Below are 16,267 nucleotides of genomic sequence, written 5' to 3' on the forward strand. Positions count from 1 at the left end.
TGCGTCGGGGAGGGGCTCAAGAGGGGCGGCGGGGCTGCAACGGGACTGCCATGTGGCGTTCATGAACGAGGGCGGACAGGGGGGGGCGAACGGGGGGTCTACGACCAAGGTCCGAGGTGAGGTAGGGCTCGCGACAGGGGTCAAAGCGGGGCTTGGGCCTTACCGTGGTGAGCATGACCGCCCTTGAGCCCAGCGACGCCGTTGTCGCAGATGAGACGACAGATGACGCAGCCCGTGGCGAGGGTGTGCTGGGGCGGTCGTACCGGGCGCTGAGCGTCGGGATCGTGTCCGTGGTGCTGCTGATCGCCTTCGAGGCCACCGCCGTAGGGACGGCGATGCCCGTGGCCGCCCGGGAGCTGGACGGGGTGTCGCTGTACGCGTTCGCCTTCTCCGGGTACTACACGACCAGTCTGTTCGGGATGGTGCTGTCCGGGCAGTGGTCGGACCGGAGGGGGCCGCTCTGGGCGCTGACCACAGGGATCGGGGCCTTCGCCGCGGGGCTCGTCGTCGCCGGGACCGCTCAGGTCATGTGGGTGTTCATCCTGGGGCGGGCCGTGCAGGGGTTCGGCGGCGGGCTGGTCATCGTCGCGCTGTACGTAGTGGTGGGGCGGGCCTATCCGGAGCGGCTGCGGCCCGCGATCATGGCCGCCTTCGCCGCCGGCTGGGTGGTGCCGTCCATCGTCGGGCCGCTGGCCGCCGGGGCGGTGACCGAGCATCTCGGGTGGCGGTGGGTGTTCCTCGGAATCCCGGTGCTCGTGGTCTTTCCGGTGGCGCTCGCCCTTCCCCAGATACGGCGCCGGGCCGGCGGGCCGGTCGCGGAACGGGCGCAGGAGACCTTCGAACGGCGTCGGATCCGGCTCGCGTTCGGTATCTCCGTCGGCGTGGGGCTGCTGCAGTACGCGGCTCAGGACCAGCGGTGGGTCTCCCTGCTGCCGGGTGCCGTCGGGGGTGCGCTGCTGGTCCCCGCCGTACTCGGGCTGCTGCCGCGCGGGACCTACCGCGCGGCCCGCGGGCTGCCGTCGGTGGTCCTGCTGCGCGGGGTCGCGGCCGGTGCGTTCGTCTCCGCCGAGTCCTTCGTGCCGTTGATGCTCGTGACCCAGCGGGGGCTCTCGCCCACCCTCGCCGGGTTCTCGCTGGCGGCGGGCGGGGTGACCTGGGCGCTGGGTTCGTGGGTGCAGGCGCGGCCGCGCGTGGCGCCGTACCGGGAACGGCTGATGACCCTCGGGATGGTGCTGGTCGCCGCGGCGATCGCCACCGCGCCCAGCGTGCTCGTGCACGGCGTGCCGGTGTGGATCGTCGCCGTCGCCTGGGCCTTCGGCTGCTTCGGGATGGGCCTGGTGATCGCCTCGGCCAGCGTACTGATGCTCCGGCTCTCCGCCCCGCAGGAGGCCGGCGCCAACTCGGCCGCCCTGCAGATCTCCGACGCCCTGTCGAACGTCGTGCTGCTCGCCGTGGCCGGCGCCGCCTTCGCCTCCCTCGGCGGCGGCAGCATGACGGGGACGGCCGGTCCCGGTTCCCACCCGGTCGCCTTCGCCGTCGTGTTCCTGCCGATGGCCGCCGTGGCGCTCGTCGGGGTGTGGGTGACGACCCGGCTTCGTGATCTGTGACGTGAGTCCCACCCGAGGGTGAGGCGGGCTTGTCTGCGCGTTGACCGCCGCGGGGCGCCGGTAGGGTGGCCCGGTTGTCATACGCATACGTAGCCGCCCGACCCCCTTACTACGGAGACCGTGACTACCGCCCGCCCGTCGCCCGCCACCACCCTCAACGGAGGGCCCTCCGGGCCCACACCTATGTCTGCTTCCTCCTCCGCTTCTCACCACCTCTCGCCGGCCTTCCCGGGCCGGGCGCCCTGGGGTACCGCCAGCAAGCTGCGTGCCTGGCAGCAGGGGGCCATGGAGAGGTACGTCCAGGAGCAGCCGCGTGACTTTCTCGCCGTCGCCACGCCCGGCGCCGGCAAGACGACGTTCGCGCTGACCCTCGCGTCCTGGCTGCTGCACCACCATGTCGTGCAGCAGGTCACCGTCGTCGCCCCCACCGAGCATCTGAAGAAGCAGTGGGCGGAGGCCGCGGCGCGGATAGGGATCAAGCTCGATCCCGAGTACAGCGCCGGACCGCTCAGCCGGGAGTACGACGGGGTCGCCGTCACCTATGCCGGTGTCGGGGTGCGGCCGATGCTGCACCGCAACCGGTCCGAGCAGCGCAAGACGCTCGTCATCCTCGACGAGATCCATCACGCCGGTGACTCCAAGTCCTGGGGCGAGGCCTGCCTGGAGGCGTTCGAGCCGGCGACCCGGCGGCTGGCGCTGACCGGTACGCCCTTCCGGTCCGACACCAACCCCATCCCCTTCGTGACGTACGAGGAGGGGCAGGACGGGATCCGGCGGTCCGCCGCCGACTACACCTACGGGTACGGCAACGCGCTCGCCGACCATGTGGTGCGGCCCGTCATCTTCCTCTCCTACAGCGGCAACATGCGCTGGCGCACCAAGGCCGGGGACGAGATCGCCGCCCGGCTCGGCGAGCCGATGACCAAGGACGCCGTCAGCCAGGCCTGGCGTACCGCGCTCGATCCGCGCGGTGAGTGGATGCCGGCCGTGCTGCGCGCCGCCGACCAGCGGCTCACGGAGGTGCGGAAGGGCATTCCGGACGCCGGGGCCCTGGTCATCGCCTCGGACCAGGAGTCCGCCCGCGCCTACGCCAAGCTCATCCGCGAGATCACGGGGAACAAGGCCACGCTCGTTCTCTCCGACGACACCGGCGCGTCCAAGCGGATCGACGACTTCAGCGCCAGCGACGACCGGTGGATGGTCGCGGTGCGGATGGTGTCCGAGGGCGTCGACGTCCCCCGGCTCGCCGTCGGGGTGTACGCCACCACCATCTCGACTCCGCTCTTCTTCGCCCAGGCCGTCGGCCGTTTCGTACGGTCGCGGCGGCGCGGCGAGACGGCCTCCGTGTTCCTGCCGACCGTCCCGGATCTCCTGACCTTCGCCAACGAGATGGAGGTCGAGCGCGACCACGCCCTCGACAAGCCGAAGAAGGACGGCGAGGAGGACCCGTACGCCGAGTCCGAGAAGGAGATGGAGGAGGCGAACAAGGAGCAGGACGAGGACACCGGCGAGCAGGAGCAGTTCGCCTTCGAGGCGCTGGAGTCCGAGGCCGTCTTCGACCGGGTGCTGTACGACGGTGCCGAGTTCGGTATGCAGGCGCACCCGGGGAGCGAGGAGGAGCAGGACTACCTCGGCATCCCGGGACTGCTGGAGCCCGACCAGGTGCAGCTGCTGTTGCAGAAGCGGCAGGCCCGGCAGATCGCGCACAGCCGAAAGAAGCCGGACGACGAGGCCGACCTGCTGGAACTGCCCGCGGAACGGCGGCCCGTCGTCTCCCACAAGGAGATGATGGAGCTGCGGAAGCAGCTGAACACCATGGTCAGCGCGTATGTGCACCAGAGCGGCAAGCCGCACGGGGTGATCCACACCGAGCTGCGCCGGGTGTGCGGGGGGCCGCCGAGCGCGGAGGCCACGGCGGGACAGCTCCGGCAGCGGATCGCCAAGGTGCAGGAGTGGGCTACGCGCATGAGGTAGTCGGTCGGCCGCGGTTGAGCGGGGGCTTGTCGCGCCCACGCGGCGGAGCCGCACACCGACATGGCCGCGCGCCCCTTGGGCGCGTTACCTGAGCGCAAACCGTCACATACCGAAGTAGTCCGTACCCGAGCGTGACCGGATTCTGGACGGAGGCTTCCGCTCAGCGAACCCCCTTCGCTACTGTCCGGCTACGCACACGCCCCGTGGCAGCGCCGCCGCGGAGCGCAGCCGTGAAGCGACAGGGTCCGGAGCCGCCGGGCCGTCCTGCCGATCGGCGGCCTCTGAAGCGCGTCGCTGACGGGACTCGGCGACGCATACGCCGCGTCGGAGGCTGCCGACCTCACCACCTAAGGAGTGGGCGTCGTGACCGCGGAGACCTCTCAGACGCTCGACCGGGGCCTCAGGGTCCTCAAGCTGCTGGCCGACACGGACCACGGGCTGACCGTCACCGAGCTTTCCAGCAAACTGGGCGTGAACCGGACCGTGGTGTACCGGTTGCTTGCCACGCTTGAGCAGCATGCGCTGGTACGGCGCGATCTGGGCGGCCGAGCCCGGGTCGGCCTCGGGGTACTGCGGCTGGGACGGCAGGTGCATCCGCTCGTACGGGAGGCCGCGCTGCCGGCCCTGCGGTCGCTCGCCGAGGACATCGGGGCGACGGCACACCTGACGCTGGTCGACGGGACCGAGGCGCTCGCCGTCGCGGTCGTCGAACCGAGCTGGACCGACTATCACGTGGCGTACCGGGCCGGGTTCCGGCACCCGCTGGACCGGGGGGCCGCCGGGAAGGCGATCCTGGCCGCACGGCACTCGCCGAAGGACGACCCCGGGTACACGCTGACCCATGGCGAACTGGAGGCCGGTGCGAGCGGTGCGGCCGCGCCCCTGCTCGGGGTCACCGGGGTCGAGGGGAGCGTCGGGGTCGTGATGCTGGCCGACGCCGTGCCCGAGCGGGTGGGGGCGCGGGTCATGGACGCGGCGCGGGAGGTCGCGGAGGCGTTGCGCTGAGGGGCCGGCGAGGGGCTGGGGCGAGGGGCCGGGGCGATGGCCTGAAGTGGTTGCCACGTTGCCGCGTTAGATTGACTCCGTGCTCTCACGTCTCACGCGTCTCCAGGCCGTCGCCGTCTGTGCGGTTCCCGTCGTGGCTCTGATCGGTACGGCCGTCTTCGCGCCGTTGCCGTTCTCGGTGGCCCAGCCCGGGATGACGGCGAACGTGCTCGGCGACAACCAGGGCACCCCGGTGATCACCATCTCCGGGGCGCCCACCCGGACGGCCGGCGGGCAGCTGCGGATGACGACGATCGAGGCGACCGGGCCGGACACCCGGGTGTCGCTGGGCGACGTCCTCGGCAACTGGTTCCGCACGGACCGGGCGGTGATGCCGCGCGACTCGGTGTATCCGAGCGGCGACAACGTCAAGGAGATCGAGCAGCACAACACCGAGCAGATGGAGCAGTCCCAGGACGCGGCGGCGCAGGCCGCGCTGAAGTACCTGGATCTCAGCGCCGACAAGGTCAAGGTGACCTTGAAGCTGGCGGACGTGGGTGGGCCGAGTGCGGGGTTGCTGTTCTCGCTCGGGATCGTCGACAAGCTGGACGGGAACGGCAGCGGGGGAGACCTCACCGGGGGGAAGAGCATCGCCGGTACGGGGACCATCAGCGCCGACGGCACGGTGGGGGCCGTGGGCGGGGTGGCGCTGAAGACGCAGGCCGCGCGGCGGGACGGGGCGACTGTCTTTCTTGTGCCGAAGGACGAGTGCGCCGACGCCAAGGCGGAGTTGCCGGCGGGGTTGCGGTTGGTGCCGGTGAAGACGCTCAAGGGGGCTGTATCCGACTTGGTCGCGTTGGAGAAGGGGAAGAGCGTCCCCGGCTGCTGAGTTTCGGCTGACCCGCCGGTGGGGGCTGGTCGCGCGGTTCCCCGCGCCCCTTACGGGGCGACTGCCGGGGTCGGCGCTGCCAGGCGCAGGCCGACTTCCACCAACGTCCAGCCGAGGCGGGTGCGGAGTTCCGGCCTCGGGGGCTTGGCTTCCTTCGCCAGGCGGTACGCCTCCGCCTGCGTGTGCCGTTCCGTCATCCGGTGCTGGGCGAGCTGGGTCTGCGTGTGCATGTCGTGCCTCTCAGTCCGTCTCGATGGGGAAGAGGTGCGTGTGGATGCGTACTTGCTCCGACTGCGGGGTGTCCTGGTCGGGGACCCGGTCCCGGTAGCCGTCGATCAGGTCGTGCATCTTGCCGATCAGTTCGACGGCGAGATCCGGTGTGAGCCGCAGGCTCATGTCGCTCATGTCGGTGGCACGGGCCCAGGCCTGTGACCACTGGTCGCGGGTGCCGAGCCAGGCGGCCAGCTCGCGGGCATGACGTGCGGCGCCCTCCTGGAGGAACACCTCCGTCAGTCCCCGCACCTCGGGACTCGCGTCCTCGAAGTCGGCGCTGTCGAAGCGGAGGCCCTGGTCCACCGCCTGCCACCACCGCTCCCGGCCCTTGCCGCGCTCGGGGGCGTCCTCGACGAAGCCGTGTTCGGCGAGCTGGCGCAGGTGGTAGCTGGTCGCGCCGCTGGACTCGCCCAGCCGCTCGGCCAGTTGGGACGCGGTGGCGGGACCGTGCTGCCGTAGCGCGTCCAGCAGCTGCATCCGCAGCGGGTGGGCGAGCCCGCGCAGTGAGCGGGCGTCCAGCCGACGCTGTTTCCGGTCCTCGTGCTCCGTCATGCGTACAAAGGTAGCGTTGCAAAGGATGCTTTGCAACCACTCCTTTGCATCGAGTCCTTTGGAACTCCCGGCCCGGCCCCGTTACTTCACGAACCCCTCCGCCTTCATCCAGTCCAGTGCCACCTGGTGCGGGTCCTCCCCGGCCACGTCCACCTTCGCGTTCAGCGTCTGGGCCACCGTGTTGTCCAGCCTCGCCGTCACCGGGTCCAGGACCGTCGCGATCGCCGGCCACTTCTTCAGGGCCTTGGTGTTGATCACGGGCGCCGCGTTGTAGTTGGGGAAGAACTTCCTGTCGTCCTGCATCACCACCAGGTTCATGGACCTGATGCGGCCGTCGGTCGTGAAGACCTCCCCGTAGGTGCAACTGCCCTTCTGCACCTGGGTGTAGATGATCCCGGTGTCCATCTGCGTGATGTTCCTGGCCGGCACGCTCATGCCGTACGCCTTCTCCATGCCGGGCAGACCGTCGGCGCGGTTGGCGAACTCGCCCTCCACGCACAGGGTCACCGCGCCCGGGTCCGACTTCGCCAGCGCGGCCACGTCCGACAGGGTCTTCGTGCCGTACTTCTTGAAGTTGGCCTGGTTCATGGCCAGTGCATAGGTGTTGTTGAGCCGGGAGGGCGGGAGCCAGGTCAGGCCGTTGCGCAGGTCGGCGTCGTGGACCGCCTGCCACTGCCGCTGCGGGTCGGGGATGGGGTGGCTGTTGCCCAGGTAGGTGATCCATGCCGTGCCCGTGTACTCGTACATCCCGTCGGCCTCCCCGGACTTGACCGCCTCGCGGGCGCCGACCGAGCCCTGGATGCCGGTGCGGTCGAGGACCTCCGCGCCCGCCGCCTCGAAGGCGATGCCCATGATCGCGCCGAGGATCAGCTGTTCCGTGAACTCCTTGGAGGTGACCGTGAGATGGGCGCCCTTGAGGGGCTCACCGGCTCCGATCGAGCCCGGTGTCACGTCGTCGACCATGGGGGAGCCGCTCGTCAGACCGCAGCCGGCGGCCGGCAGCAGGGCCGGCAGCAGCGCCAGCGACGCACAGATCCGTCTCACCGGCCCACCTCCAGGCCCCGCGGCCGGAGCAGGATCTCCGCCAGTGAGGCCAGCCAGTCCACCAGCAGCGCCAGGGCCACCGTGAGCACCGAGCCGAGGACCAGGACCGGCATGCGCTGGTTCGTGATGCCGGTGGTGATCAGGACGCCCAGGCCGCCGCCTCCGCCGAAGGTGGCCAGCGTCGCCGTACCGACGTTGAGGACCAGGGCCGTACGGACGCCCGCGAGGATCAGCGGGACGGCCAGCGGCAGCTCCACCTTCCGCAGCACGCCCAGCGGGGACATGCCGATGCCGCGCGCCGCCTCCAGGAGGGTGGGGTCGTTCGCCTTCAGGCCCGCGATGGTGTTGGAGAGGACCGGCAGGATCGCGTAGACGATGATGCCGATCAGGGCCGGCTTCTCGCCGACGCCCAGCCAGATGACCAGCAGGGCCAGCAGGCCGATCGCCGGGGTCGCCTGGCCCATGTTGGCGAAGGCCATCGCCACCGGGGTGGCCTTGCGGAAGGCCCTGCGGGTCAGCAGGATGCCCAGCGGGATCGCGATGATCAGGACGAAGAAGGTCGAGATCACCGTGAGTTTCACCTGCTGCCACAGGCACTTGGAGACCTGGCCGTGGGAGAGGGCGTTCGCGGAGATCGTGTCCAGGTGGGCCTGCTGGAACCACAGCCAGGTGGCCAGCAGCAGCGCCACCAGGAACGCCGGCAGGAACGTCAGCTTCCGCCAGGTGATACGGCGGGCCGGCGGGCCCTGCCGCGGCGGCGGGGCCTCCTGTTCCGCCTCGCCCTCGTCGCGGAAGGCGAGGCCCTCGACCTCGTGCTCCCCCTCGGGGCGGGCGTCGGGGGACGTGCTCATGCCTTCTGCTCCCCTCCCTCGCCCTCCTGCTCGGCATGGGTCAGGGCGGCCCGCGCCTCCTGGAGTTCGTGCTGGGCCTCCATCGCTTCCAGGCGGTCGGCCTCCAGGAGCTCGTGCACCGAGTTCATCAGGGTCTCCATGTCGACCACCCCGATGAACTCGCCGCGCCGCCCGGTCACCGCGACCCGGCCCGCGTTGTCGGTCAGCACCGCCTCCAGCGCATCGCGCAGGGTCGCGTCCCGGGTCACCGTGTCGTGCACCAGCGTGCCGGCGCGGGCCAGCGAGCCCCTGGCCCGCATCAGGTCGCCGCGCCGCAGCCACTTGTAGGGGCGGCCGCGCTTGTCGAGCAGCAGGATCTCGTTCGTACCGCTGCCGCGCAGCTTGTTGAAGATCTCCTGGAGCGGGGTGTCCAGGGTGACCGTCGGATAGTCCCCCATCTCGACGTCCCGGACCCGGGTGAGGTTCAGCCGCTTCAGGGCCGCGCCCGCGCCGACGAAACCGGAGACGAAGTCGTCCGCCGGGTTGGTGAGGATCGCCTCCGGGGTGTCGAACTGGGCGATGTGCGAGCGTTCGCGGAGTACGGCGATCCGGTCGCCGAGCTTGATCGCCTCGTCGAAGTCGTGGGTGACGAAGACGATCGTCTTGTGCAGTTCGCGCTGGAGCCGGATCAGCTCGTCCTGGAGATGGTCACGGGTGATCGGGTCCACGGCGCCGAACGGCTCGTCCATCAGCAGCACCGGTGGATCGGCGGCCAGCGCCCGGGCCACGCCCACCCGCTGCTGCTGGCCGCCGGAGAGCTGGCGCGGATAGCGGCCGTGGAACTCGCCGGGGTCCAGGCCGACCAGGTCGAGCAGTTCCTCGACGCGGGCCCGGATCCGGGCCTTCGGCCAGCGGAGCATCCTCGGGACCAGGGCGATGTTCTGGGCGACCGTCATGTGCGGGAACAGCCCGGCGGACTGGATGGCGTAGCCGACCTTGCGGCGCAGCTTCACCGCGTCGATGTCGGTGACGTCCTCGCCGCCGATCCGGATCCGGCCGCCGGTCGGCTCGATCAGCCGGTTGATCATCTTCAGGGTGGTCGACTTGCCGCAGCCGGACGGCCCGACGAAGACCACCGTCTCGCCCGCCCCGATCTCCATGTTCACGTTGTCCACGGCCGGCTGCGGGCTGCCCGGGTAGCGCTTGGTCAGGTTCTCCAGCTCGATCGAGGCCCCATGGGATTCAGCCACGGATCCCCCTCGGAATGGTCAGCCGCCCGATCAGGACGTACGCGGCGTCGAACAGCAGCGCGAGGATGATGATCCCGACGGTGCCCGCGAGCACCTGGTTGAGCGCGTTCTTGCTGCCCAGGGAGGCCAGTCCGCGGAAGATCTCGTTGCCGAGGCCGGGGCCGGAGGCGTACGCGGCGATCGCGGCGATGCCCATCAGCATCTGCGTGGAGACCCGGATGCCGGTCAGGATCGGCGGCCAGGCCAGCGGCAGCTCCACCCGCAGCAGCCGCGTCAGCCGGGACATGCCGATACCCCGGGCCGCGTCCATCAGCATCGGGTCGACCCCGCGCAGGCCCACGATCGAGTTCCGCACGATCGGCAGCAGCCCGTACAGCGTCAGGGCGATCACCGTCGGCGGGACGCCGAGGCCCACGACCGGGATCAGCAGACCGATCATGGCGAGGGAGGGGACGGTGAGGATGGTGGCGGTCGCGGTGGTGGCGAGGTTGCCGGCCCACTCGCTGCGGTAGGTGACGACACCGATCAGGACGCCGATGAGGGTCGCCGCGACCATGCACTGGAAGACCGCGCTGGCGTGCTGGTAGGCGTCCGTGAGCAAGGTCTGGTGCCGGGTGCCCAGGTACTCCCAGAAGCTCACGCGCGCCCACTTTCGAACTCCGAGCCGGTCAGGCCGTCCCTTCGCTGTCCGCCGCCGCCTGTTCCACCAGCGGGATGATCCGCAGCGGAACGGGGTTCTCCATGACGATCGCCGTGGAGGCCCGGACAATGCCATCAAAACCGACGACCCGGTCGATCACCCGCTGGAGATCGGCGTTGGAGCGGGCCACCAGCCGGCACAGCATGTCGCCGGTACCGGTGGTGGTGAGCAGCTCCAGCACCTCCGGCACGGTCGCCAAGTGCGCCCGCACGTCCGGGCCTTGGCCCTGCCGGATCTGCAGGGTGGCGAACGCGGTGACCGGGTAGCCGAGGGCCGCCGGGTCCACCTGCGGGCCGAATCCCTGGATCACTCCATTCGACTGAAGCCGGTCGAGCCGGGCCTGCACGGTCCCGCGCGCCACCCCCAGCCGACGGGACATCTCCAGCACGCCGATCCGCGGCTCCCGGGCCAGCAGCACCAGGATCCGCCCGTCCAGATGATCGATCGCCATGCCTGCCTCCGGATGGTCATCCTGCACAGAAAGTCCGCCGATACGGCCGTACCGCTGAACATATTGCCCAGTGAAAACCAGAACTATTGCGCACCTTGTGGGCCAGGGTCACCCTTCGACCATGACGCAGACCACACAGCACACTCCCGACGCGACCACCCGGCAGGCCGACCCCTTCCCGGTCAAGGGAATGGACGCGGTCGTCTTCGCCGTCGGCAACGCCAAGCAGGCGGCGCACTACTACTCCAGCGCCTTCGGCATGCGGCTGGTCGCGTACTCCGGACCGGAGAACGGCAGCCGCGAGACCGCGAGCTACGTCCTGGAGAACGGCTCGGCGCGGTTCGTCCTGACCTCCGTCGTCCGGCCGGAGACCGAGTGGGGCACGTTCCTGTCCCGGCACGTCGCCGAGCACGGTGACGGGGTCGTCGACCTGGCCATCGAGGTCCCGGACGCGCGGGCCGCGTACGCGTACGCCGTCGAGCACGGCGCCCGGTCGGTGGCCGAGCCGTACGAGCTGAAGGACGAGCACGGGACGGTGGTGCTCGCCGCTATCGCCACGTACGGCGAGACCCGCCACACCCTGGTCGAGCGGACCGGGTACGACGGCCCGTACCTGCCGGGGTTCGTCGCCGCGTCCCCGATCGTCGAACCGCCCGCCCGCCGCACCTTCCAGGCCGTCGACCACTGCGTCGGCAACGTCGAGCTCGGCCGGATGAACGAGTGGGTCGGCTTCTACAACAGGGTCATGGGCTTCACGAACATGAAGGAGTTCGTGGGCGACGACATCGCCACCGAGTACAGCGCGCTGATGTCCAAGGTCGTCGCCGACGGCACCCTCAAGGTCAAGTTCCCGATCAACGAGCCCGCCGTCGCCAAGAAGAAGTCCCAGATCGACGAGTACCTGGAGTTCTACGGCGGGGCGGGCGTCCAGCACATCGCGCTCAACAGCAACGACATCGTCGAGACCGTACGGACCATGCGCGCGGCCGGCGTCGAGTTCCTCGACACCCCCGACTCCTACTACGACACCCTCGGCGAGTGGGTCGGCGACACCCGGGTGCCGGTCGACACCCTGCGCGAGCTGAAGATCCTCGCCGACCGGGACGAGGACGGCTACCTGCTGCAGATCTTCACCAAGCCGGTCCAGGACCGCCCGACGATCTTCTTCGAGATCATCGAACGCCACGGCTCCATGGGCTTCGGCAAGGGCAACTTCAAGGCCCTCTTCGAAGCGATCGAGCGGGAACAGGAACGCCGCGGCAACCTGTGAACCGGGACCCGGTGGGGCTCGGTTGGCCCGGCACCGCCGGGGACCACCGTCGTGGCCGGCGCCGTTGCGGCGGACAGGAATTGACGCCGGTCTCTTCTCCCCGCCGCGGAGAGATCGACGCCGGTCGGTTCCCTCCGCCGCGGCGGCGATCAACCACGACGGTGGGTCTCGGCGGCGCCCGGCTTACCGGTCGGTCACTGCGGGGCCTCTTCGTTCGGTGGCTGGTCGCCCAGGGTGGTCAGGGTGGCTCGGGCCACCGGGGCCTGCAGCGGGGAGAAGTAGGGGTTGATGCGCAGGGCGTCCTGGAGGTGGCTGCGGGCGGACGCGTCCAGGTCCAGGTCGCGTTCGATCATGCCCCGGTGGAAGGCGTACGACGCGCTGCGGACCCCGCCGCCCTTCGTCGAGTCCGTCGCGATCGAGGCGTAGCCGAGCGCCTCCTTGTCGTCGCCAGCCCGGTGCAGCGCCCACCCGAGCGCGTCCGCGACCTCGATGCCGGGCTGCTGCTCCCACTCGGCCGTCAGCCGCTGCACCGCCTCCTCGGCATCCCCGTGGTCCGCCTCGTACTGCCCGATCAGCAACTCGTCGTCGACCCCGGCATTCATCTCCCGCCGCACCTGCGTCTGCAACAGCGCGTACTGCGTCTCCGCCTGCTGCCCCATCCCCAGCGACTCGTACAACTCGGCCAGCTCCAGGGTGATCCGCGGAGCCGGCCGGTGCGCAAGCGCCCGCTGGTACGTGGTCAGTGCCTCCTGCGTGCGGCCCAGCGCGGCCAGCGCCCGCCCCTGCCCGGCCCGCGCCGCCGACTGGTCGGGGTCCAGGCGCACGGCCGCCGTGAAGTGCCGTAGCGCGTCGTCCCGGTCCCCCCGCTCCCAGGCCAGCTGTCCGGCCTGGGTCAGGTACGCGGCCTGCTCGGCCGGCGTCCCGGCGGCCGCCGCCGCGTCCGTCACCTGCGCCACCGCGTCCTCCCGCCAGCCCCGGTCCCGGTACACGGCCGAAGCCCGTGCCATCACGGCCGGCTTCACGGCCGCCCCGACCTTCAGCGCCATCAGTTTGTCGAGCGCGGACCGGGCCGCCTTGTAGTCGCCGAGCCCGTTGTAGGCGTCGATCAGCGCCGGATACGTCGACCACCGCTTCGGCGCCGCCTTCAGCGCCTCCTCACCGAACCGCTTGGCCGTCGCGAAGTCCCGGCGCGCGTTCGCCAGCGCGGCGAGACCGGCCAGCGCGTCGGTGTTGCCCTTGCCGGTCACCTGGAGGGAGGTCTGCAGCGCCCGTTCGGCCCGCGGATAGTCGGCGGTGTCGGCGGTCCGGCGCGCCCGCTCCACGTATGCGGCCCCGAGCACCGCCCAGGCCCGCGCGTCCTTCGGCTGCGCCCGCACCCGGCTCTCGCGCGCGCCGATGAGCGTGGTGAGGTCGGGCAGCGCGGCGGGCAGGCCGTTGAGGACGGCCGCCTGCGCCGCCGCCTGGGCCGCGGCCTGCGCCCTCGCCTGGGCCCGGGGCCCGGCCGCCGGGGGCGGCGCGGCGGGGCGGCGCGGCTCCGGCTGGTGCGGCGACAGCATCAGCGCCGCGCCGGGGGCCCCCCCCCCCCCCCCCCCCCCCCCCCCCAACCCCCCCCGCCCCCCCCCCCCCGGCGGCGGGGGGCCCCCCCCCCGCGCGCGGGGGGGGGGGTGGGGGGAGGGGGGGGGGTGTCGCGCGGACCGGTCGCTCGTCGCGGGCCTGGCCCGCGGCGCGGGCCGCCGCCCCGCCCGCCAGCGCGACGACCAGAAGCCGCCGCAGCACCCGGCGACGGCGGCGCGGCGGCCCCGACTCCGTGAGCAGCGAAGTGGTGGGCCCTGACGGTCGGTTATCGAGCGCGCACATGCCGCATACTGTGCGTCAATAGGACGACCGTGCCCGGGCGGCCCAAGGAGGGCACCTGTGGGGTTCACACCGATGGCCCCGGGTGCGACGCTGTGATCATGAGCCGTATCGAAGCGCCTCGGGACGAGACCACCGGCAACCTCACCGACCGGCTCCTGGCGGGCCTGCCGGCCGACGCGGTTCTCGTGGACCCCGATGTGACCACCTCCTACGCCAACGACATGGCGAGCTTCTGCCCGGCCGGCGCCCCGGCCGTCGTCGTACTGCCGCGCACGGTCGAGCAGGTCCAGCACGTCCTGCGCGTCGCCACCGAGCTGCGTGTCCCGGTCGTCCCGCAGGGCGCCCGCACCGGCCTGTCCGGCGGCGCCAACGCCACCGAGGGCTGCATCGTGCTGTCCCTGACCAAGATGGACCGCATCCTGGAGATCTCGCCGGTCGACCGCATCGCCGTCGTCGAACCGGGTGTCATCAACGCCACCCTCTCCCGCGCGGTCGAGGAACACGGCCTCTCCTACCCGCCGGACCCCTCCAGCTGGGAGATGTGCACGATCGGCGGCAACATCGGCACGGCGTCGGGCGGGCTGTGCTGTGTGAAGTACGGGGTGACCGCCGAGTACGTGCTCGGCCTGGACGTCGTCCTCGCCGACGGGCGGCTGCTGTCCACCGGCCGGCGTACCGCGAAGGGGGTCGCCGGGTACGACCTGACCCGGCTGTTCGTGGGTTCCGAGGGCTCGCTCGGCGTCGTCGTACGGGCCGTCCTGGCTCTGAAGCCCAAGCCGCCGCAGCAGCTGGTGCTGGCCGCCGAGTTCGGCTCCGCGGCCGCCGCCTGCGACGCGGTGTGCCGGATCATGGCGGCCGGGCACGTACCGTCCCTCCTCGAACTGATGGACCGTACGACCGTGAAGGCGGTCAACGCACTCACCCGCATGGGCCTGCCGGAGTCGACGGAGGCGCTGCTCCTGGCCGCCTTCGACACCCCGGACCCGGCCGCCGACCTCGCCGCGCTCGGCGCGCTGTGCGAGGAAGCGGGCGCCACCCAGGTGGTCCCGGCCGAGGACGCCGCCGAGTCCGAACTCCTCCTCCAGGCCCGCCGGTCCTCGCTGGTCGCCCTGGAGGCAGTCAAGGGCACCACGATGATCGACGACGTGTGTGTGCCCCGCTCCCGGCTCGGCGACCTGATCGAAGGGGTCGAGCGCATCGCGGAGAAGCACGGGCTGACCATCGGGGTGGTCGCCCACGCCGGCGACGGCAACACGCATCCCACGGTCTGCTTCGACGCGCAGGACCCCGACGAGTGCCGCCGCGCCCGTGAGTCCTTCGACGAGATCATGGCCCTCGGACTGGAGCTCGGAGGCACCATCACCGGCGAACACGGCGTCGGCGTCCTGAAGAAGGAGTGGCTGGCCCGGGAGATCGGGCCGGTGGGCGTGGAGCTGCAGCGGGCCGTGAAGGACGCCTTCGACCCGCTGGGCATCCTCAACCCCGGCAAGCTGTTCTGACTCCACACGGGCCACACGGGCCATACGCTCCATACGCCCTGTCCGTCGGGGACCTCACTGGGCGAGCAGCTGGTCGAGCGCGGCGTCGATCCCCAGCTGCCCGCCCTCGGTCCCCGGGGGCACCACCCGCAGTGTCCGCTCCAGCCAGGAGGACACCTGGGCGGTCGGCGCCTCCAGGAGGGCGTCTCCGTCGGGTGAACTCAGCGCCATCAGCACGACGCTGCGGCCCTCCACCTTCGTCGGCCACACCCGCACGTCCCCGTGCCCGCACGGCCGGAACACCCCCTCCACCAGCAGGTCGCGGGCGAAGGTCCAGTGCACCGGGGACGCCGAGTTGATGTGGAAGCCGACATGAACGGCGTAGGGGTCGTCGGAGCGGTAGTTGAGCCGGGCCGGGACCGGGATGCTCCGCTCGGGGGACAGGACGAGCCGCAGCTCCAGTTCGCGCTCCACCACGGTGTGCTGCATGACGTTCGTTTCCTCTCGCTCGGTCGTACGGGCGCCTGTGGCCGGGCCCGTACGAGTGGAGAGGGCGTGGGGCCGTGAGCATTACGCGGGTTCGGGGAAATTTTTTCCGCCGCGCCGAAGGGGGCGCACAGGGATGCCCGGAAAGGGGCGGGTCCTGCGGGACTGGCGGTGGTGGGCACGCGCGTCTGATAGATGTGGAGCCTCCCACACGACCCCCGAGCAGATACGGGATGACGGACATGACCGCCCCTACCCCGGCACCCGGTGACGAACGGCCCCGCGAGGGCTACTACCCGGACCCGTCCATCCCCGGCTACGTCCGTTACTGGAACGGCGCCGCGTGGGTGCCGGGCACCAGCCGCCCGGCTCCGTCCGGCGGCGAACCGCTCGCCCCGCCGCCCGGTTCCCGCCCCGCGACCCCCGCGGTGGAGGAGACCGGCCCGCACTTCTTCGACGAGGACCCGCAGCAGGGTGGATCCGGCTGGGCGGCCGAGGGGAGTGCCTGGGGCACCGACCCCCGGGCGGGGGGGGGGGGGGGGGCCCCCCCCCCCCCCCCCCGGCGCCGCGCCCCCCCCCCCGCGGCCCCCCCCCCCCCCCCCCCCCCCCGCGGGGGCCGGCC

The 16,267-nt window shown here is 71.6% G+C and carries 16 protein-coding genes; 7 read left to right on the forward strand and 9 right to left on the reverse strand.

Translation table 11 applies throughout. The features are described 5' to 3' along the window. The first annotated feature begins 173 nt into the window (after positions 1-173). From ACWGJB_RS33075 to ACWGJB_RS33090, 4 genes are all read left to right on the forward strand, one after another. Entirely contained in the window at positions 174-1,607 is a 1,434-nt protein-coding gene (locus tag ACWGJB_RS33075; RefSeq protein ID WP_453383724.1) for an MFS transporter, read from the forward strand. A gap of 183 nt (positions 1,608-1,790) precedes the next feature. After that, positions 1,791-3,581, forward strand: a complete 1,791-nt coding sequence (locus tag ACWGJB_RS33080) for a DEAD/DEAH box helicase (RefSeq protein ID WP_453383725.1) — start codon at positions 1,791-1,793, stop codon at positions 3,579-3,581. Between the two features lie 363 nt (positions 3,582-3,944). Next, positions 3,945-4,586: an IclR family transcriptional regulator gene (locus ACWGJB_RS33085; protein WP_453383726.1), complete on the forward strand. Its 642-nt coding sequence runs from the start codon at positions 3,945-3,947 to the stop codon at positions 4,584-4,586. A gap of 79 nt (positions 4,587-4,665) precedes the next feature. Then, positions 4,666-5,454, forward strand: coding sequence for a S16 family serine protease (locus tag ACWGJB_RS33090; protein ID WP_453383727.1), 789 nt, complete (start codon positions 4,666-4,668; stop codon positions 5,452-5,454). A gap of 50 nt (positions 5,455-5,504) precedes the next feature. On the opposite strand, the gene ACWGJB_RS33095 is transcribed toward ACWGJB_RS33090, so the two are convergent. The 7 genes from ACWGJB_RS33095 to ACWGJB_RS33125 form a co-directional block, all read right to left on the reverse strand. Beyond that, positions 5,505-5,684: a hypothetical protein gene (locus ACWGJB_RS33095; protein WP_453383728.1), complete on the reverse strand. Its 180-nt coding sequence runs from the start codon at positions 5,682-5,684 to the stop codon at positions 5,505-5,507. 10 nt (positions 5,685-5,694) lie between these two features. Further along, positions 5,695-6,279: an ArsR/SmtB family transcription factor gene (locus ACWGJB_RS33100; RefSeq protein ID WP_453383729.1), complete on the reverse strand. Its 585-nt coding sequence runs from the start codon at positions 6,277-6,279 to the stop codon at positions 5,695-5,697. Between the two features lie 81 nt (positions 6,280-6,360). Then, positions 6,361-7,242: a glycine betaine ABC transporter substrate-binding protein gene (locus ACWGJB_RS33105; protein ID WP_453383799.1), complete on the reverse strand. Its 882-nt coding sequence runs from the start codon at positions 7,240-7,242 to the stop codon at positions 6,361-6,363. 77 nt (positions 7,243-7,319) lie between these two features. Then, entirely contained in the window at positions 7,320-8,174 is an 855-nt protein-coding gene (locus ACWGJB_RS33110) for an ABC transporter permease (protein ID WP_453383730.1), read from the reverse strand. Then, the gene (locus ACWGJB_RS33115; RefSeq protein WP_453383731.1) at positions 8,171-9,403 is read right to left on the reverse strand and encodes a betaine/proline/choline family ABC transporter ATP-binding protein; all 1,233 of its coding nucleotides are present in this window, start codon (positions 9,401-9,403) and stop codon (positions 8,171-8,173) included. The genes ACWGJB_RS33110 and ACWGJB_RS33115 overlap by 4 nt, the downstream gene beginning before the upstream one ends. Continuing rightward, positions 9,396-10,043: an ABC transporter permease gene (locus ACWGJB_RS33120; protein ID WP_453383732.1), complete on the reverse strand. Its 648-nt coding sequence runs from the start codon at positions 10,041-10,043 to the stop codon at positions 9,396-9,398. The genes ACWGJB_RS33115 and ACWGJB_RS33120 overlap by 8 nt, the downstream gene beginning before the upstream one ends. Positions 10,044-10,071: 28 nt before the next feature. Next, the gene (locus ACWGJB_RS33125) at positions 10,072-10,554 is read right to left on the reverse strand and encodes an Lrp/AsnC family transcriptional regulator (protein ID WP_360489452.1); all 483 of its coding nucleotides are present in this window, start codon (positions 10,552-10,554) and stop codon (positions 10,072-10,074) included. A gap of 121 nt (positions 10,555-10,675) precedes the next feature. Between ACWGJB_RS33125 and hppD the strand changes: the two genes are divergently transcribed. After that, positions 10,676-11,824, forward strand: a complete 1,149-nt coding sequence (hppD, locus tag ACWGJB_RS33130) for a 4-hydroxyphenylpyruvate dioxygenase (RefSeq protein WP_453383733.1) — start codon at positions 10,676-10,678, stop codon at positions 11,822-11,824. A gap of 194 nt (positions 11,825-12,018) precedes the next feature. On the opposite strand, the gene ACWGJB_RS33135 is transcribed toward hppD, so the two are convergent. Continuing rightward, on the reverse strand, positions 12,019-13,428 hold the full coding sequence (locus ACWGJB_RS33135; protein WP_453383734.1) for a tetratricopeptide repeat protein: 1,410 nt from the start codon (positions 13,426-13,428) through the stop codon (positions 12,019-12,021). A gap of 345 nt (positions 13,429-13,773) precedes the next feature. On the opposite strand from ACWGJB_RS33135, the gene ACWGJB_RS33140 reads away from it, so the two are divergent. Continuing rightward, entirely contained in the window at positions 13,774-15,180 is a 1,407-nt protein-coding gene (locus ACWGJB_RS33140; RefSeq protein ID WP_453383735.1) for an FAD-binding oxidoreductase, read from the forward strand. 54 nt (positions 15,181-15,234) lie between these two features. On the opposite strand, the gene ACWGJB_RS33145 is transcribed toward ACWGJB_RS33140, so the two are convergent. Next, entirely contained in the window at positions 15,235-15,648 is a 414-nt protein-coding gene (locus ACWGJB_RS33145) for an SsgA family sporulation/cell division regulator (RefSeq protein WP_453383736.1), read from the reverse strand. Between the two features lie 239 nt (positions 15,649-15,887). Between ACWGJB_RS33145 and ACWGJB_RS33150 the strand changes: the two genes are divergently transcribed. Further along, on the forward strand, positions 15,888-16,267 hold a 380-nt coding region (locus tag ACWGJB_RS33150), incomplete at its 3' end, for a DUF2510 domain-containing protein (RefSeq protein WP_453383800.1).

The organism is Streptomyces sp. NPDC054813, from assembly GCF_053611365.1.